At 37.8% G+C, this 20028-nt stretch carries 16 protein-coding genes; 13 read left to right on the top strand and 3 right to left on the bottom strand.

The window, feature by feature from the left end; genetic code table 11:
- The first annotated feature begins 148 nt into the window (after positions 1 to 148).
- A complete protein-coding gene (locus AAC000_RS22325; RefSeq protein ID WP_007107337.1) occupies positions 149 to 889 on the top strand; it encodes a DUF3108 domain-containing protein in 741 nt (246 codons plus the stop codon).
- A 24-nt stretch (positions 890 to 913) separates the two neighbouring features.
- On the opposite strand, the gene AAC000_RS22320 is transcribed toward AAC000_RS22325, so the two are convergent.
- Genes AAC000_RS22320 through AAC000_RS22310 form a run of 3 tightly spaced genes read right to left on the bottom strand, consistent with a single transcriptional unit; the run spans position 914 to position 4111 of the window.
- Entirely contained in the window at positions 914 to 2644 is a 1731-nt protein-coding gene (locus AAC000_RS22320; protein ID WP_339726036.1) for a glycosyltransferase family 39 protein, read from the bottom strand.
- A complete protein-coding gene (locus tag AAC000_RS22315; protein WP_007107335.1) occupies positions 2644 to 3372 on the bottom strand; it encodes a VTT domain-containing protein in 729 nt (242 codons plus the stop codon). The genes AAC000_RS22320 and AAC000_RS22315 overlap by 1 nt, the downstream gene beginning before the upstream one ends.
- Positions 3365 to 4111 carry a glycosyltransferase family 2 protein gene (locus tag AAC000_RS22310; RefSeq protein WP_040515767.1) on the bottom strand — a complete coding sequence of 249 codons (747 nt, stop codon included), beginning with the start codon at positions 4109 to 4111 and terminating at the stop codon, positions 3365 to 3367. Before AAC000_RS22310 ends, AAC000_RS22315 begins: the two co-directional genes overlap by 8 nt.
- 175 nt (positions 4112 to 4286) lie before the next feature.
- On the opposite strand from AAC000_RS22310, the gene AAC000_RS22305 reads away from it, so the two are divergent.
- From AAC000_RS22305 to AAC000_RS22250, 12 genes are all read left to right on the top strand, one after another.
- Positions 4287 to 4958 (top strand): response regulator transcription factor, encoded by a 672-nt coding sequence (locus AAC000_RS22305; RefSeq protein ID WP_339726033.1) that lies wholly within the window; start codon positions 4287 to 4289, stop codon positions 4956 to 4958.
- Positions 4955 to 6376 carry an ATP-binding protein gene (locus tag AAC000_RS22300; RefSeq protein ID WP_339726031.1) on the top strand — a complete coding sequence of 474 codons (1422 nt, stop codon included), beginning with the start codon at positions 4955 to 4957 and terminating at the stop codon, positions 6374 to 6376. The genes AAC000_RS22305 and AAC000_RS22300 overlap by 4 nt, the downstream gene beginning before the upstream one ends.
- Before the next feature lie 235 nt (positions 6377 to 6611).
- A complete protein-coding gene (locus AAC000_RS22295) occupies positions 6612 to 8213 on the top strand; it encodes a hypothetical protein (RefSeq protein WP_339726029.1) in 1602 nt (533 codons plus the stop codon).
- A gap of 12 nt (positions 8214 to 8225) precedes the next feature.
- Entirely contained in the window at positions 8226 to 9893 is a 1668-nt protein-coding gene (locus AAC000_RS22290) for a phosphoethanolamine--lipid A transferase (protein ID WP_007105818.1), read from the top strand.
- The gene (locus AAC000_RS22285; RefSeq protein WP_306305703.1) at positions 9868 to 10275 is read left to right on the top strand and encodes a diacylglycerol kinase; all 408 of its coding nucleotides are present in this window, start codon (positions 9868 to 9870) and stop codon (positions 10273 to 10275) included. The genes AAC000_RS22290 and AAC000_RS22285 overlap by 26 nt, the downstream gene beginning before the upstream one ends.
- Positions 10276 to 10333: 58 nt before the next feature.
- Positions 10334 to 11749, top strand: coding sequence for a TolC family protein (locus AAC000_RS22280; RefSeq protein ID WP_339726022.1), 1416 nt, complete (start codon positions 10334 to 10336; stop codon positions 11747 to 11749).
- Positions 11750 to 11778: 29 nt separating this feature from the next.
- Entirely contained in the window at positions 11779 to 12807 is a 1029-nt protein-coding gene (locus AAC000_RS22275; RefSeq protein ID WP_339726021.1) for an efflux RND transporter periplasmic adaptor subunit, read from the top strand.
- On the top strand, positions 12807 to 15854 hold the full coding sequence (locus AAC000_RS22270) for an efflux RND transporter permease subunit (protein WP_339726019.1): 3048 nt from the start codon (positions 12807 to 12809) through the stop codon (positions 15852 to 15854). Before AAC000_RS22275 ends, AAC000_RS22270 begins: the two co-directional genes overlap by 1 nt.
- Before the next feature lie 94 nt (positions 15855 to 15948).
- Positions 15949 to 18261, top strand: coding sequence for a DUF5916 domain-containing protein (locus tag AAC000_RS22265; RefSeq protein ID WP_339726017.1), 2313 nt, complete (start codon positions 15949 to 15951; stop codon positions 18259 to 18261).
- Positions 18262 to 18346: 85 nt separating this feature from the next.
- Entirely contained in the window at positions 18347 to 18892 is a 546-nt protein-coding gene (locus AAC000_RS22260) for a phosphatase PAP2 family protein (RefSeq protein WP_339726016.1), read from the top strand.
- 33 nt (positions 18893 to 18925) lie between these two features.
- Positions 18926 to 19312 carry a diacylglycerol kinase gene (locus AAC000_RS22255; protein ID WP_335671387.1) on the top strand — a complete coding sequence of 129 codons (387 nt, stop codon included), beginning with the start codon at positions 18926 to 18928 and terminating at the stop codon, positions 19310 to 19312.
- A gap of 201 nt (positions 19313 to 19513) precedes the next feature.
- Positions 19514 to 19852: a YkvA family protein gene (locus AAC000_RS22250; protein WP_339726012.1), complete on the top strand. Its 339-nt coding sequence runs from the start codon at positions 19514 to 19516 to the stop codon at positions 19850 to 19852.
- Positions 19853 to 20028 lie beyond the last annotated feature (176 nt).

Below are 20028 nucleotides of genomic sequence, written 5' to 3'. Positions count from 1 at the left end.
TCACATACTTTCTGCGGTATTTTCATGTAAGGTAAAAGGAAAGCTTCAGCGGTTTTAATACTATTCAAATACATAAAAATTGCATCCAGTGTTCAAAAATGCTGCTTTCAGTAACTGACTCAAATTGCTGTTAATCTAGGAGGGAAATATGTATTCCAGTACAATTAGCACCGTGTTAAAGGTAGTGTCGATATATGTTCTGGTCACCCCCTTTCACTGCTTCGCAGACAATGAACCTGATGGGGATGGGGAAAGTGGCATCCTTAACATCAATACCCTGCAATGCAGATTAAAAAGTTATGAATTACAGTTCGACTTGATTCGTGATGAATACAATGTGGGACAAGCAGAGCGAAGCCTTAAATCTCTAAATAATACTGGGATGCAATTACAATCGAATGTGACGGCATCAGTTGCGTTTATGGAGTTTGTACAGAAAGAAATAAGCGAGTTACCTAATTATACTGCCAACGGGTTAGTGCCTGTAAAATACACTAAGCAGCAAAAAAAGCCTTTCAAAAGTAAAACAACCAAGTCGTATTTAATAAAACAGGACGTGTCAAGCAATCGGTCATTTGACCCATTATCTGTCTACGATCACTTGAGAGAATTGGTTTGCTCTGGCCTAAAAACGGATATCACTGTTGATGTCCAAGAGCAGAAAGAAAAAACCCAATATCATTTTTTGTATAAAGGCGAACACACTATTTCGTTACCTATAGGTGACGTCGACACGGTATTAATGATAAGAACACGCAAAACAAGCTCTCGTGAAACATCAATTTGGTTTGATATTAACCATAACTATGTACCTGTAAAAATTCAGCAGGTTAATAATGGTGAGAATCAAGCCATTTTAATGGCGACAAAGATATTCACAAAAAAATAAAACCGTGGTTTATGTGCGTTCGAGTTAGCGCTTAGCTTCATAGGTAAATATTTCTACTTCGGAATGTCCATAAGAACAATCTGACCGTTTTGCAGAATAAGGTAAAAGGATCCAATGACGTCTATGCGCAAAACCTAGATCGAAAACGTCAGTAGTATCAAAACAGTCCGCATTAATCTGCTCATCTTCAATTAATACAAATCGATTATCACTCGATAACCATTGATATGCAGCTTCGAGCTGCGGCCCCAAAGCGGTATGATAACCAAAATGATAAATGCGATAGGGTGAAAATAGAATGAATTGCTCAGAAAAAGAAACAAGGGCAATTTCAGCGTTCTGATCTATGTGGCGTTTTGTCTGCTCATATATACTTATTGGCGTACTAATATTATTTCTCAACACATATCCATAAGTGCTATACACCAACCACAGAGCACTAAAAAACAACGGCCACGCAAACCATTTTGAAAACCGAACCAAGGCCATAATACCAAATAAGCTGCTTAAGCCAATGCTTAAGAATAGATACCAAGGCTCGACATCTATTTTACTCGTTAACTTAGTAATCGCATTGACATCCAGTAACCCAAGAATCGCTACCAGCGTTAATCCTATACTAAATATCAAGCACATCACGAACAACAGTGTTTTCAGTAATTTTATGTTCAAAATAGCTTGGTAATAAGGAGCTATTGCAAGCACCAGCATTGGAAGAGCTGGCAAGATGTAGACTCCTCGTTTACCTGGACTCAAACTAAAGAATATAATCACTAAGACCACCCAACCTACCGGTAAAATAATACGTGGGTCACATTCTCTAAATGCTGCAATCCATGGTTTAACTAACCAAGGAAGCATTAAACTTAGTGGTAACCAGAAAATGGGGATCACTGCTGTAACATAATACCAAGCAGGTTTTATATGATGCCAAGAATCAGCATAGCGGGTGACCGTTTGCTTCAATAAAATATTGTCACGATATAGCTCAAAACTAGGATTATCAGATTGCGCCACGATCAATAACATAGGGATAAACCACAGTCCTATCGCGCCTAGCATAATGAAAACACCCGAAAACCAAGTCCATAAGGAAGTGGGCGCAATATGAGAGCCTACTTTCGATTTAAATCTTAAAATGCCAAAGGGTATCAACATTAATAAAGGTAAAAATCCGACCCCTTTAGTGATCACGCCAATGCCCATAAAAAACCAAGCAAGGGCATACCATTTATATTCCCTATCGACCAAACAGAAGCGTAGCAAACCGTAGCAGCCAAGCGTAATCCAAGCACAGACCATTGCGTCGATCTGAGCCGTTTTTGCCTGCAAAAGAAATTGGAAACTAAACAACAATAACCAACCAGCAATAAGCCCTATTTTTTTAGTCCAAAGCCGTTTTCCAATATCATAGACGAGAAAAATAGTAAGTAATGCGGACAAGGCAGATGGTAATAGAAAAGAAAAACGCAGAGAACCTGAGACCCAGTAACACAATGCAATCGACCACATAAAAATGGGTGGTTTATCAGGATAAAGTTCTTGCGCCCTCGCGGGGAAAAACCATTGACCCGTTTCTACCATTTCTTTTGCGATTAAGGCAAATCGAGGTTCATCAGCAGGCCATGGATCACGCAGCCCCATCCCAACAAATACTAATGCTATAGCTGAAATTAACAAAGGCCAACACGATATAAATAGACGCTCTATATTTTCGATTTGAAATGGTCTGTCTATAGTTGATAAATTTACCATTAGAAAATACTTGAGCGGGTTGGTGTCGATGCAGTTTTATCTACTGATTCTGTTCGACATTCATTTTCCTTCAAATTAAATCGATATTTTTTGTATAGTAAAAAGCTTAAGTAACTCGAAAACAAAAATAAGAGCGTACTAAACAAAATTTTCCATTCGGAACCAACTAATATGCCCTTCCCTAATAATGAAAAAATCAACATTTGTGGCAAGTAACCGATCGTTGACCCAACAAAAAAAGCTTTAGGGCTAACGTTGGTACTTCCTGCAATTATATTTGTTAGTACGTTACTTCCGAAGGGTAACAATCTAATAATGATCGTTTTACGAGTGGGCGCATAACGAAGAAAATTGTCTGCCTGTTTCGATTGATAATTAAATTTACGCTGCACAAGTGGTTTAATTACACATTTCGATATATAAAAAGTAATAGCGCAGCCCATAGTCGCAGCTAAAGTTGCGAGTAACGTACCGCTTATTGCACCGAATGCATACCCACCTAAAAAAGCGACAACTTGGCGAGGTGCCCCACATGCTGTTGCAACTACTCCAATCCCCAAAAAATAGATCCAGCCTATAATCCCTGCGTTTCTAATATCTCGATCTACCCATGTTTCATTGAACGACGAAAAGATATCAAGATTAGTAAGCAGTAATCCAATGACGATACAGAATGAAATCGTACCGACTCCATGTTTGTACCACTTATTGTTAAAGGTTTTATTCATTAGGGTAAATTTCGCTAATATTAGGTAGCTTTGCTCTGCGTTGCAGCCAAATAACGCCAAGCATATCTATTATACCGGCCGACAACCGCCCCCACATACCGTACTTCGACTGCCCGAATTGACGATTGCGATGACTCACTTCCATAACAACAATCACACCACCTTGACGCTTAATCAGCGCGGGTAGGAAACGATGCATATGATCAAAATAGGGTAATTTAAGAAAAGTATGTTTAGGGAAAACTTTTAACCCACAGCCAGTATCAGGCGTATTATCGTTCAACAGGCGCGAGCGAATTTTATTGGCGATACGGGATTGCAATCGTTTCCACTGGGTATCTTTTCGCATTCTCCTATAACCGGCAACACAATAGTCAGCCCCCTTTTCAAAAGACTCACCTTTATTAATTAACGCTAACATATCTACAGGATCGTTCTGGCCGTCCGCATCAAGCGTGACTATAAGCTCACCTTTCGCAAGAGATACACCAGAATGTATTGCGGTACTTTGCCCAACAGAAAAATCGTGCTGTACTAACCTCACAATACCTGGGTATTTTAGGCTCAGGAGTAATACTTTATCTGCTGTCGAATCGGTACTACCATCATCTACATAAATAATCTCAAAATCATTCCGAGATCCAAATTGCTCTATAATTTCGCTGACCAAAGGCTCAATATTTTCAGCTTCATTTTTTGCAGGAATAACAGCACTAACGTGAACTGGCAGCAGATTCATATTTAAGCCCAAATACATATTTTCATAAAAACTGAAAATTATGTTACTAATAAATACTTAAGATTTACCTAAGATATCCTGAAATTTAAGTGAATTGGAAAAAATTCAGTATTCCTTAGGCAGTTCTTAAGTAAGCATGTTCACAATATCTATAAATCGTTTAACCTAGGTTGTTATGAAAGTTCTACTCGTTGAAGATTCTGCATCACTTAGAAGAAGTCTCACCATTGGGTTACAAAACTTAGGATTTACCGTAGATGATACGGCCGATGGTTCCGAAGGTCTGACTATGGCTCTCACAGGGGAATATGATGTAATTATTTTGGATATTATGCTGCCAAGTATTGACGGCTTGACTCTGCTTAAAACTCTTAGGTATAGCCAAAAAGATACCCGAGTATTGCTTTTATCCGCTAAAAGCGAACCAGAAGACCGAGTTAAAGGCTTGCTTAGTGGTGCTGACGACTATCTAACCAAACCCTTTTCATTCGAAGAACTCCACGCTCGTTTATTATCGTTGTTACGCAGAGGAACGCTACGTAAAGATATAGATAAAATTGAACTCGGTGGTTTAACGCTTGATATGCAGTTGAAAACGCTAAAATTCAACCAAAAATTCATAGATTTAACACCTAATGAATACAAGATAGTTGAATGCATATTTACTAACCAAAATACGATCGTTACACCAGAAAAGCTTAGTGAACATATTGCTGGGCAATATGATGCAGTATCAAAAAATTCTATCGAAGCCCATTTATCTTCAGCTAGAAAAAAAGCTAAAGTTGCAGGATGTGAATTACCAATTAAAACCAAACGTGGGTTTGGTTACTTGGTACACACATGAAAACCACATCGATACATCGAAAATTAGTCCGCTCTCTTTCCATTTCCATAACTTTAGTAACAATAGCAATTTTATTGTTAACGGATATTGCAGTAGATAATTGGGTGCACTATGAGTTTAATCGAGCGACAGACAATAAAATAAACCTACTTACCACACTAGTGGATGAAGACTCAGAGGGTGTTGAGTTTGATTTCGCTGGTGAGTTTATGCCAGAGTTTGAAGGAGCTGGTGATCTCGAATATTATCAATTGTGGCGAAATAAAAAAATTTTTGAGCGTTCAGAAACCCTAGGACTATTTTCAACAACGTCATTCAATTATGAAGAATTGAAAATCGGAAAAAAAATATCAAAAGACATCATATTGCCGGATGGCAGGGATGGTCAGATCATTTATTACAAATTTTTACCACAAATAGATTCTGATGATAGAGTGGATTTTCAAGCTTATTTAGAAAAAACAACATCAAAACAAGAACCAATGTTAATCGCCTATGCGGTTTCCACGGAAAAGCTTAACTTTCTAATGTGGTTAATTGATATTAGTTTCTTAATCGCTGCTTTCGCCGTAGCGTTTATCGTAAGAACATTGGTTAAGACCACAGTTAACGCCGGACTCCAACCCTTAGAGGAATTCTCACGTAACATAAAGAAGATTAGATTAGCTGAAAAAACAGCAGATGTTGAATTAACACATAAGGTCGAGGAATTAGTTCCTATACAGAATAGTATCAACACATTTATTACCGAAAATAGAAAATTATACTTAAAGGAAAAAAGATTAACATCAGACATTGCTCATGAATTAAAAACGCCTATCGCCGAACTGATCAACCTCGCGGAGGTCACACTTAGATTTCCTAATGATAAAGAGTTAACAGCGACATTCACGCCCAATGTTCTTGAGTTAAGCCAGCGTTTAGAAAAAATAGTTGCCAATATTTTACTATTCCATCGTTATAGTAATGATAACTTTGAACAAAATGATGTATTTGATGTTTTACAGGTTCTCAATCGATTAGTGGTTCATTGCCCTAGAGTTAAATTGGTTTGCGAGCCAGAAACATTAGTAACAAGTAATTTGTTTGCTTTTGAAACTATCATGCAAAATCTACTAAAAAATGCCCATACGCACAGCCCAGTTGGCAGCAATATAAAGGTTGAATGCGTCGCTGAAAATAGTCTCTACATCAGCGTGACTAATCTTTGCTCAGAAATATTAAGTAAAGATGATTTAAATTTTATTTTTGAACCCCTATGGCAAAAAGATAACTCGAGAACAAGTACTCATAACTTTGGGCTAGGCTTATCAATCGTCAGCACCTTCATAAATGCATTAGGGGGGAGAATTGACGTTGATGTGGAGAATAATCATATAATATTTAAAATAGAGCTTCCTAATCTTCCCAGCCAATGAGCTAGATATTTTTTATAATAGATTCCAAGCCTATTTATACTTAAAGTCAGTAAAATAAAAATTCACGATTAAGTCTCCCACCCAATCTAATTATATTTCAATATTCAAGTACACCTCCCAATCATATCGATAACATTGGTAAAAACTAAGCAAAACTTCAGTAGAAATTCAGTTTGAAGTAAGGGGCACTTAAGAATAAAAAAATAGAATACAGACACTTAAACATGGTGCCTGTATGACCTCTAAAACTTATTTATTAATATTTTTAACAATGTATTATCAAAGCGCTTCTTCGGCACAATCCCAAGGTGTGTTAAACGAGTGTGATGAAACTAATAATGTAGATTTTTTAATTCACGATATTTTTAATCTAGATGATCCGAACAGCATATTTCTTCATCACTGGGCTAATTTTTTTCATATTAAGACTAAAGAAATAACGCTTCAAAATGAAAGCGCTTTTTTCCTTAGTAAATGTCAAGTTCAATCAGATGACATTGCAGAATTAGAACGACACCTTAGACAACAAAAGTATATTCGTGAAGCTATTGTAAGTCAGGATAAAAACGACCGTGTTAAAGTCGAAACTTGGGACAATTGGTCATTGATGCCCACCGTAGATTTTGGTCGAAAAGGAGGGGTTAACAAATATTCGATCGGTATAAAAGACAGAAATCTTTTCGGCCTAGGAATTGATTCTGAAGTTGAATACTTCAGTAATAACCAACGAACCGGTTATAAATTTGATACTAGTTTTCCGTTATTTTTAAATAAAAACATCACTGCTAGCGTTCGCTTAACCAGTAACGATGATGGTAATTCAGAAGCTATTTTCTTAAACAAAAATTTTGTTAGTTTTGATACAAAACAAGCATACAAAATTGGATTCGATAACTTCAGGCAGATTGATTCACAGTTTCAAAATGGTCTTACTGTAGCTGAATATAATCATGAAAAATCCCTTAAAACAATCCAATGGAAGTGGTTACTAAGTGACTCCAACACCACCACTTTTCGTTATGGAGTGGGATATACAACAGAAAAACATATATTTACAGATGTAATTCTCCCTAACTTTATCCAAACCAACTTTATACCACAGGATCGAGATTACAATTACCCATTTTTACTCGCTGAATATCTGCAAAAAGATTATCGAAAATTAACAAACTTCAACCTTATAAACCAAATCGAGGATTTCAACCTTGGTTGGCACATCTCAACTTTAATCGGTAGAGACTTTTCTAAAAACCATCAATCTCCGGACCTTATTTTCAGTCTGTCTGCGACAAAAGGATTTCAAGTATTCAATAGTGGATATCTTTTTATAGATACTAAATACGAAGGTGAAAGTTATTCAGACAGTATAGGGAACGACAGATACTTATTAAGTTTTTCGACTGAATATTTTCAAAAAATAAATGATAGCTGGGGAGCTTACTTCAAGAATATTAACATATTTAGCAAAAATCAATTTTTAGACCGTCCTGTCGAGCTTGGTGACGATTCAGGTGTTAGGGGATATCCACTACAATATCAGCATGGTGAAAGAACCGCTCAATTTACCGCTGAAGTACGATACTACCCACATATTAATATTTACAAACTTTTTGAGTTAGGAGGCGCAGCATTCTTTGATGCTGGAAAAGCATTTGGTGACACTCAGATTCCTAATATTAATAAATCCCTACTCACATCTGTTGGCTTAGGAGCTAGATTTTATTCTACCCACTCAAGTGACGCTCAAGTAATTCATGTTGATTTAGTGAAGCCGATATCTACCGACGTCAACGTAAATGGCGTTGAGATACGCATTACCACAAAACATTCCTTCTAGAGAATCGCTATAATGCTCACATTAAAATCCCTACCAAAGATAAATCTGTCAGTAAATACCATTATATTTTTAACATCTGCATATATCGCGTTGTTTTTTAACATTCCATTTTACACAAAAGTTTTGACCGCCGTAACTTCAAACGATATATACAGTATATATTTTCTTATATCGGTTCCTATAGTTTTGTTTTGTATGACCATTATATTAAATTCTGTTTTTTCAACTAAATATCTATTAAAGCCATTTTTAATATTTACAATACTACTTTCTTCCATTTTATTTTACGCTACATTTCATTACGGAATTATATTTGATTATGGCATGGTACAAAATACTGTAGAGACGGACTCTGCTGAAGCATTTTCTTATTTTAATTTGTATTCCTTAATATTTTTTTTAGTACTTGGCTTATTTCCTTCAATATTGATATACAAAATAAAGGTGGTAAGAAAAACACTCGTGTCTGAGTTACTTTCTCGTGCTCGTCTCATCACCAGTTGCTTAGTAATACTGAGTATATTAATTAGCTTTTTTTACGTTAATTTTGCCTCCGTAGGTAGAAATAATAGAGAACTTACTTCTTACCTTACTCCATTTAAGCTTTATGAAGCATCATTTAAGTATATGAAACGCTCACTAAACAATACTTCTCGTGAGTTTCGTTTGCTCGACATAAAGCCAACGTTCAAATTAGTAAATAGCAACCAAAAAGTTACAGTGATGGTATTAGGAGAAACGGCTCGAGCAAAAAATTTCGCTTTAAATGGCTATGAATCACCCACCAACGAACACACCAAGGGCACGAATATAATATCGTTTTCGAATGTTGCTTCTTGTGGCACCGCCACCGCAGTTTCCGTACCTTGCATGTTTTCACGATTGGATAAAGAAAATTACGATAAGCATGTTGCCGACTCCCAGCAAAATGTACTCGATATTATTAATCTTTCAGGCGTTGAAGTGGTGTGGATAGATAATAATAATGGTGGTTGCAAAGGCGTATGTAAACGAGTGGAATCCGTGTCAATAGATGTTGACGAATCGGATCCCCTTTGTGATGGCGAGTATTGCTTCGACCAAAAATTACTTGAGCCTCTAGACAACAAACTTAGAAATTTACACGCTGAAAATACGCTTATCGTACTCCATATGATTGGTTCTCATGGGCCAACCTACTTTAAACGTTATCCAAAACAACACCGTAAATTTATTCCTGACTGTCAACGTAGCGACATACAAAATTGTTCTAGCGCAGAACTTATAAACACTTATGACAATACAATTTTATATACAGATTTTATTTTAAAACAAATAATCGACCGATTAGAAGCACTATCCAGTAATAATGATATTGATTCGTCAATGTTATTTGTATCTGATCATGGTGAGTCCTTAGGTGAAAATGGCTTTTTCCTACATGGCTTACCATATGTATTTGCCCCGAAGGAACAAACTCATATCCCTATGCTTTATTGGCAAGCCCCTAACAATAATCAATTCGATATAACCTGCATTCAACATAAAGCCGAATCAGCGTTATCGCATGACAATTTTTTCGATACCTTGTTAGGAGTCACTGCGGTGAAAACAACAGCTTATATTCCACAAAAAGATGTTTTTAATACGTGTAAAACGAATCCTTTAGAACAACATGGAAACACCTCATATGCTGAATGATAGTCAAACTAATACCCTTTTCGACGCTAATGCAAAACCCCGAGGATTTAAGCGTATTTACTTAGCATCAAAAAATTCGCTTAGAGCATTAATTTGGCTATTCATAAACGAGTCTGCGTTTAGACAAGAATGCCTTGCCTTAGTAATCGCGATCCCTATTACTTTTTTATTAAACGTCTCTCTAATAGAGCAAACAATTTTAATCAGCGTCATACTCTTCGTTATATTATGCGAGATATTAAATACTGCTATAGAAGTCATTGTTGACAGAATAGGGCTGGAGATGAACACATTGTCTGGATTGGCAAAAGATCTTGGGTCAGCTGCGGTTACGGTAAGTATTTTACTTGCCCTTATAACCTGGGCGGTAATATGTATCTGAGTGATGAATTATTATGTAAAAAAAAACGTGTTTTTAATTTTAATATTAGAGTTAGCAGATGAAGCATATATTTGAATTTAGTCATTCTACGTTGCGTTCTAAAATCTGCATATTTTCCATATTTATACCTGCATATTTTACGTTAACAGGTTGCGCTACTTATATTGAACAACCTTTACCGGAAAGACACATACCAGTAAATTTAGCGACGTTGGTCGACCAAGCCAATCACTCCCCGGCTTTCATGCCACACTTTATCAGCCTAGAAGACGGTCTATCCTTAGATGATATTGCGAGTTTGGCCCTTTTCAATAGTCCTATTTTAAAAGTCAATTATGAACAATATCGAGTTGCACAAGCTTCCGCCTATAATTTAACGCTTCTACCCGATCCTCAGATAAGCGCATCTATGGACAACCCTCTCGGTAATTCATTAGGTGCAGTTAATGCTTGGTCAACCGGTATTGGATATGACTTGAATGCTCTCATTACCCACCAAAGTTTAGTTGATGTTGGTGATCGCCAAAGCAAACAAGCAAAATTAGTGTTGCTGTGGCAAGCATGGCAAGTCTCACTTCAAGCAAAAATATTATCTGTTGATTTATATTACACTCAGAAAAAACTGGCTCTAACGGCGGATATGATTGCGACATATGAGCGGCGTTACCAACAATCAAAAGCCGGTATGATAGAGGGCAATGTAACATTGGAAACGAATGCTACTGATTTATCCATTTTGTTGGATGCTTACAGCCAATCGAGTCTTTTACAGCAAGAGTCCAATCAATATGCACACCAACTTCAACAACTGTTAGGAATAGACACAACATCACGTTTTCCCCTCATTGATTTCGATGTTCCACTTGAAATGAGTGCCGACGAAATAACATCATATCTATTGGATATTGATAAAGTCCGCCCAGATTTACTGGCTCTACAGGCAGGTTATGCTGCGCAAGAGGCAAATCTTCGTGCAGCTATTCTCGCTCAATTTCCAGCATTTAATTTAGGAATATCAACAAGCAAAGACACTGGTGATCTAAGAACAAACGGATTTAATATTGGCATTACTTTGCCATTATTTAATGGTAATAAAGGTAACATTTTAATTGCTCAAACTTCTCGTAAGCAATTAGCAGAAGAGTATCGGACTCGCTTACAGCAAGCCTATACAAACGTTAGTGAACTAATCCAATTAAATTCAATTCTCAGTGTTCAGCAAGCTCGATTTTCTGAAAATCTATCCACAATGGAAAACCTACTTTCAAATGCCGAAAAAGCCTATTCTCAGGGTGATTTAGCCCCCCTTCCTTTTATAACCGCAGAATCGACTTGGTTCGCGAAGAGATTAGAGTTATTCGATTTAAAACGCAGTAAATGGCGGACACAGCTTAGCTTATCGTTGCTGTTAATGCGGTCAAATGAAGCTGCTAAAGAGCAAGCCACAAAAATTAACTTTATTTACCAGCATTAAATTTTATTCTCATACTTAAGGCGAATTCAGTGACTTCAACAATACCGACTATTATCCTGTTTTTTTTAATCAGCAACCTATCCGCAATGGGGGCAGAACAACCTTCAGCAGCAGTCATGACGACCAACATTACCTCCGTTGATATGAATGAGCACGTTATAGCATATGGAATATTGCAACCTCGGCCGGATAAAGTACTAACGCTATCCTTATCATCCTCCGGAACTGTCGGTCAGGTATGGATACAATCAGGGCAACGCGTCAAAAAGGGCGAACAGTTAGCTGAAATTATTCTCTCACCAGAAGCCAAGATGCAATACCTTCAAGCAACCAATGCAGTGGAATATGCTTTACAGCAATTAAAACGCAGTAAAAGAATGTTTGAGGAGAAGCTAGCGACTAAAGCAGACGTTGAAAATGCGACTAAAAACTTAAACGACAACCAAAGTACACTAAATGCGTTATTAGAAAGAAATAGTGATCAACCTCAAGAGATATTATTTTCACCAATTGACGGGATTGTTACCCAACTAAATTTGGTCCAAGGTCAACGAGTCCAACCCAATGACAATGCAATGTTAATAGCCTCTGAAAATCACATAGTGGCACGTGTTGGCATTGAACCCGAGGATATCAATCGAATTGAGCCGAATACAAGCGTAACAATCACGCCTGTTTTTGATGACAGTGTTCACGTTAACAGCAATATAACGGTGATCAACGCCATGGTAAATCCAAGTACGCGCTTAATTGATGCCTTGATTGATATTCCTATTTCCCACGCAAAAAATTTAGTGTTAGGCACGTCAATCGTTGCCAATTTTAACTTGGCAATTTATAAGTCTCTTGCGGTGCCTAATACTGCAATCTTAAATGATGCCAATGGCTACTTCATTTTTACGTTAAAAGATAAAATAGCCCATAAAATTTATATAAAAAAAGGGAGTGAGCAAAGCAATTTAATTGCAATATCAGGGGATATAAACGCAGGTGAAAAAGTTGTTATTCTCGGAAATTATATTCTTGAGGACGGTATGCTCACTAGGGACGCGAAATAATGGATTTGGCTCACTGGGCGGCGAAACATAGACGATCTATTTTGTTCCTTGTACTGCTACTGGCGTTGTCAGGTTTATTAGCAGCTAGCAAATTACCCGTAGCACTCTTTCCACATGTCGACTTTCCACGCGTTGTTGTGTCAGTGGAAGCTGGTGACCGACCTGCTGATCAAATGGCAATTATGGTAACCCGCAAAATTGAACAAACCGTTCGTTCTGTGCCTGGTGTGGTTAATTTGCGCTCCACAACGAGCCGAGGCAGCGCTGAAATTTCGATTAACTTTGCTTGGGGCGATGATATGGTATCAGCGATGTTATTAGTAGATTCCGCCCTGAATCAAATTCTTCCGGAACTCCCGCTGGGGACAAAATTCAGTGTCAGGCGAATGGATCCAACCGTGTTCCCTGTGACAGCCTACAGTTTAACATCTTCTACCGAATCACTTGTTGCGTTGCGAGATATTGGGGAATTTCAACTCATCCCATTACTGTCATCAATAAACGGTGTTGCTAAAGTCGTTGTAGTCGGAGGTGAAAAGACTGAATACCGAATTTTAATTTCTCCAGAGAAGCTCGCTGCGCTCACCTTAACGTTTGCAGATGTCGCACAGGTAATTACCGCCAGTAATACATTGCAAGCTGTGGGACGATTGGAAGAGCATTATAAGTTGTTTCTAATGCTCTCAGATACACGTATTCAGTCATTACAAACCTTAAAAGACACAGTTATAAGAAGTGCTGACGATGGTCTTGTTCGACTTAGCGATGTGGCCGAAATTGATGTAACAACATCACCGCAATGGACAAATGTTACTGCTGATGGGAAAAATGCTGTTTTATTCCAAATATATCAACAACCTGCCGGTAATTCAGTCCAGATCGTCGATGATATTAAAGGTAAAATTGCCAACTTTCGTGACAAGTTACCCAAAGATATTACTTTGTCTAATTGGTACGATCAGAGCGAACTTATAACCGAAGCGGGTAAAAGTGTTCGAGATGCAATTGCAATCGGAATTGTATTAGCAGCTTTAGTATTATTGGTGTTTTTACGCAGTGTGAAAATCACTTTAATTGCCATTGTTATCGTCCCTGCTGTACTGGCTACTACCGTTCTGCTATTAACACTACTCAACATGAGTTTTAATATTATGACGCTTGGTGGTATGGCCGCCGCTGTAGGTTTGATCGTCGATGATGCCATTGTCATGATTGAACACGTCGTCAGACGCTTACGTGAGAACAAAGGCAATACGGCGTTAACTGTACGTAAAGCTGCAATTGAATTTACTAAGCCATTAACTGGCTCTTCCGCTGCAACCGTTATCATTTTTGCACCACTAGCGTTTCTTTCTGGAGTAACGGGAGCATTCTTTAAAGCCCTTTCTATGACAATGGCAAGTAGCTTAGTTATTTCATTTTTGCTTGCTTGGCTCGCCGTGCCCCTAATTGCTGAGCACCTACTCACTCAAAAGGACGCAGAGAAAGAGGATAATGGGAAAATATTTAAGGCTATATTAAGCCTTTATAAAAAAATAATGAATAGGATGTTTTTAAAGCCTTGGCTAGTATTAGTTGGGGTATTGCCCATTATATTCGTCGGGTATTATTCATATCATCAAGTTGGTTCTGGTTTCATGCCCCAGATGGATGAAGGAGGTTTTATACTCGACTATGTCGCTCCTGCAAGTACATCGCTCGCCGAAACCGACAGGTTACTGCAACAAATTGAACAAATAATTCAACAGAATCCAAATGTGGATACTTATTCCCGCAGAACCGGCTTGCAGTTAGGAGGCGGATTAACTGAAGCAAACGAAGGCGATTTTTTTATTAGGTTAACAGGTTTTCCACGGCCTAATATTCAAGTCATTATGGATGACCTTCGTACCGATATTGAACTCAATGTTCCTGGGGTTGAAGTGGAAATGGCATTGTTAATGGAGGATTTAATCGGAGATTTAACCGCTGTACCTCAGCCCATAGAAATAAAATTGTATGGCGATGATCAGCAGGCTCTACTTAATACCGCACCAGAAATTGCGAGACTTATCAGCAATATAACCGGCGTTGTTGATATTAAAGATGGACTTGTTCCATCTGGAGATGCCATCAATATAACAGTAGATCGAGATAAAGCCGCCTTAGAAGGTGTTGACCCGCAGTATATTACACAACAACTCAATACTTGGTTCTCTGGTGATATAACGACTCAGGTACAACAAGGATTAAAACTGATTGATGTCCGTTTATGGATACCCGCCAAAAATAGAAGAAATATTGATTCAATCGAGAACATTTGGATACAAGCAAGCGATGGTCATCAATTTCCGTTAAAACGAATTGCGAAGGTCACATTAGCCACAGGTCAGGTGCAAATTAGTCGCGACAATCTGAAACGTATGGTTCCCGTTACTGCGAGGATTACGGGCAGAGACCTCGGTTCGACCATCGCTGAAATTAAATCCCAAATAACGCAATCAGGACTACTGACTAATGATCAATACTATGAACTCGGCGGATTATATAAGCAGCAACAAATTGCGTTCAAAGGACTTATACAAGTTTTCATTTCTGCCCTTGCTTTGGTTTTCTTACTGCTGCTTTTTTTATATGAAGATTTTGCTATTGCGATCGCGATTATTGTATCCCCTCTTTTAGCCATGCCCTCTGTATTTGTTGGTTTATGGCTTACAGGGATAGAACTTAACATTACTGCCATAATGGGTATGACCATGATATTAGGTATAGTAACGGAGGTTTCGATCTTCTACTTTTCTGAATATCAAGCGCTTTGCCAGCAAGGGCTGAAGCAACAAAATGCCTTATTAGACGCTGGATTGAATCGTTTACGGCCAATAACGATGACAACAGTTGCTGCTATTTTAGCATTACTTCCATTGGCGTTAGCTCTTGGGCAAGGTTCCGCTATGCAGCAGCCTCTCGCAATCGCTATCATAGCTGGATTACTGGTTCAGATACCCATCGTAACAATTGTGACGCCATTAATTTATCGCGCATTATCAACCGTATTGAAGAGACACTAGCGCTTCCAAACAACAAATTACTAACTATATTTCTGTATTTCACCGTGCTTACAATTTAATATGAAACATATTGAATTGTAAGCAAAAGTGTTCCATGTCACTTTCTGAATTAACGACTTATCAATGTTCGTCGTCTTCAACGAATAGACTTTTGGGTGTATACGTTTGGGCGATTACCGCTATCACTATTCTTCTTTCAGTATCATCAAGAGTTAATGCAAACCCCCAAAACAAATTAACTCAATTTTTTGTGGTAGAGCCGAGAACCCTAGAGGTTAACGAAAACGTACTTTCTTTTGAATATTCCACTGATAAAGACGCGATTAATTTCAAGATCAAAATAATCAAACCTGAAGAGTATGTGTACCGCGCTCAAGAAAATGACAATGTATTCGAAAATGAGCATATTCGTATATATATTATCCCAAACTCAAACTCTCGAAACGCCTATGTATTTGGTATCAACCATCAGAATGTATATTTTGATGGTATTTATAACGATAGTGCGGGCCTTACACTTGATTGGGATGGTCAATGGGATTACCAAGTTCAAACAAGTGAAAATCATTGGGAAGTGACGGGAAAAATACCCTGGCGAAACTTTCCGTTCAAATCACACAGTAGTCTTCAGAGAGTCCAATTTCTCGTCAGTAAACACGGTAATAATGCTCAGAAAATAATTTCTAGTGCTCCATCATATACAAATTACACCAGTTTTTTTGACAACTTAAAAAGCATCGATGTCAAAATACCAAAAATATCCAATGTGGAGATATTCCCATATTATTCTTTGAATCACTCACTATTAATCGACAAGACGCAACATAATTTTGGTGGGGATATCTTTTGGCAACGCAGTCAAAATGAGTATATCGATATAACGATTCATCCCGATTTTGGTCAAGTTGAATCAAACGAATTGGTAGTCAACTTCTCTGCAATAGAACAGTTTTTCAATGAGCAAAGACCTTTTTTCACTCGAAATCAAACACTGTTTGATGTCAGTGGTTCCGAAAGCTTATTTTTAGTTCACACCCCTAGAATAGGCGGAGCGTCGGTGTATGAAGATGTCGAATCTCGTGACATTATTGCAGCGACCAGATATAGCATATCTGGCAACGATGCCTCTTATTCCATATTACTCGCATCTGAAGAAAATAATGACATTGCTTTTGGAAGGGATTTTGCTGCTACCAGAGCAAAATTTAATACTGATTCAGGCACTTTGGGATTAAGTGCCAATTTCGTCAATACGCCTAGTTTAAACCGACAATCGAAAGTGCTAGGTGTAGATTATTTCCTTTCGATATCTGATAATTTCGAAATCAGTTTAGGAGGTGTTGAATCATTGGTTCAACACTCAAACGATACAAACGGTTACGGTTTTTGGCTACAAAGTAGTTATGAAAAAAATGACGTACACCTTCATGAATTCAACTTTTTTGTGTACGAACCAAGTCTTGATATTAACGATATAGGCTATGTCAAGCGAGTCAATAGAAAGCAATTGGAGTATGAATATTCCTTTTTAATTCCGAAAATAAACTCTTCATTTATTAAAAATATGATAATTAGTACCGAAATTGAAGCCAAAACAAATTTTGATAATGAAAACCTCCCATTTCAACTGGGCCTATCATCACAACTGTCAATTGAAAATGATGCTTCTATAGAGCTGGGTTTTGAATGGTTAACTGCTGGTAAAGACGACAACTTGACTCGTGATTATTATTCAACGTTACTCGATCGTAGTTGGAGTGCTGAAGTTGTCTATGAGTCTAAAGAGTACGAATTTGGACAATTTGAAGGCGAATTAGTATTTGGTTTGGAAAATTGGTCAGGTCGATTTCATGTGGTCGAACTAGCGCTAAAAACAAATATTTTTGATGAAATTTATTCAGAAATAGCTCTCAGCCAGTATCAATCTGAAAGTTGGCTTAACTGGGCGGAGGAAAATTTTGTTGACGAATTTAAATTCGATGAGATAGCGCTAGATCTTCGAATGAACTATCGTTTTTTAGAATCGCATGAAGTGCGGCTGAGATTTGAATTAGTCGCAGGTGACGCGGTGGGGATAAGCAATAATCTGATTGACCGAACGGGTCATAGACAAGCTTTAAATAAGCCTGATAATTTCGCATTTTCTGAAGCTGCATTCCAATTTCGCTATAAATACTCGTTAACCAAGCTCACAGCCATATTTTTTAGTTACACATTTGGAGGTGAGTTTGAAGATGAGGAAAATACATATTCTCGCAGTCGCTTATTTTCTAACGCTATCAAGCAAAAAACAACCATAGTATATTTTTTAAAACACGTTTCACACTTTGATAATAACATTTCATTCAAATTATCACCGTCTAGAGGCAATCTGCCCAAAACCAATCAATCATTATACCTAGTTTAAGTTTCTCTTAATCCTATTCCGTTAAAATCTATATTTAAGGCTGCTTTGGGCCTAGATAAATGCGCAAAATCTATTAAGGATTAGAATGAATTTTAAGATACAGGCAATAAGACTAACGTTGGCTGCGGTTTTATGTTGCATATCAATGTTTGCTAATGCAGTAAAAGGCAACGTCGAAAAATCTGGGGACATAGGCTTACTCGCTTTGCCCCTGTTAGCTTATAGCTCTACGTTTTATTTAGAAGATGAGCAAGGTCGCAACGAATTCTATAAATCGATTTTAAGTACGACACTAGTCACTCAATTGCTCAAAGTCACTGTCCGTAAAAAAAGACCAATTGAAGATTCATACACCTCATTTCCATCTGGTCATGCGGCGATTGCATTTCAAAGCGCTACCTTTATAGAGCAGCGTTATGGCTGGAAATATGGCTTACCAGCGTTCGCTGCCGCAACTTATGTCGGCTGGACTCGCGTGGAATCGAAGCAACACTATACGATAGATGTACTAGCTGGTGCGGCCATTGGTGCTTTAACTAGCCTTTATTTCACCACTCCTTACAATGGGATGCAGATAACTCCCTATGCGAAAAATCGCAGTTACGGAGTCGAGTTTTCAACGACGTTTTAGACATTAGAGATTGAATAAAATAAGGAGTGTTTAATGAAGGACAGCCAGCTAAAACAAGCCCCAGCGGGAATGAAGAATAGACCTTTTTATCAAAAGCTAGGATTTGCAATAAATGGCCTTAGCTATGCCATACGTCACGAAGCAAATATGCGTCGTCACGTATTAATAGGTTCGGTTACTATCTTGGTATTTGCAGTCGTACAGGTGGCGTATATATGGTGGGCATTAATCAGCATCTGTATAGGTTTAATTATCGCTAGCGAACTAATCAATTCGGCGCTTGAAGCGCTTATTGATCATATTCACCCTGAATATCATTCCAATATAGGCCATGTTAAAGACATGCTAGCGGCTATGGTATTAATCCTAAGTATTTCAGCTTTATCTGTAGGGGGATTAGCCCTGCTTGATACTCTATAAAACCTTCTGGGGCTGATGTCAATGAACATCATCAATCAAAATTCTGACACGTACAACTGTCATTGGCTCTAATAACAATTCAGTAGTTTGAGCATTCGATAATGATTAAAACGCTACACATTTTTCAGAAAGTGATTTAACCGCGTGATGCAATTAAAGTTTTCTAAACTCTGCAACATTATAAAACGCTTCGCAAAAAATATGCTAGAAAAACCGCAAGCACTCTATATCGCCAGCAAAGATCGACGGACTAAATGGTGGGTGAAGATATTAATTGCAGCGGTACTTGGGTATGCACTAAGCCCCATAGATCTTATTCCAGACTTTATCCCAGTATTGGGATACGTAGACGATATTATATTAGTGCCTTTAGGGATTTATTTTATAACGAAGTTAATACCCATAGGCTTATGGCAGGAATATATAGCGATAGCACAACAATCTAAAGCGGTGTTACCTCCTAGTCGGAAGGCTGCTGTCGTTATTGGCATCACTTGGTTAATCGCACTTGTGGTTATTTCCAATTATCTTTGGTATTAACCTTTTCCCCGAGATTAGAACTAATCTCTCAATGATATTTGTCCCCCCGCCCTTCAGAGACTTGGGATAAACGAAAACATGTAAAATGCCCATAACACCGTGTCCAATTATATATGTGATATTCCCCCAGTTTCGTAGACACTTAACTTGCCTGTGAATATGTATTTTCATATTCA

The sequence above is a fragment of the uncultured Paraglaciecola sp. genome (assembly GCF_963977085.1).
GTDB lineage: Bacteria > Pseudomonadota > Gammaproteobacteria > Enterobacterales > Alteromonadaceae > Paraglaciecola.
This window is presented reverse-complemented; position numbering and strand designations above follow the sequence as displayed.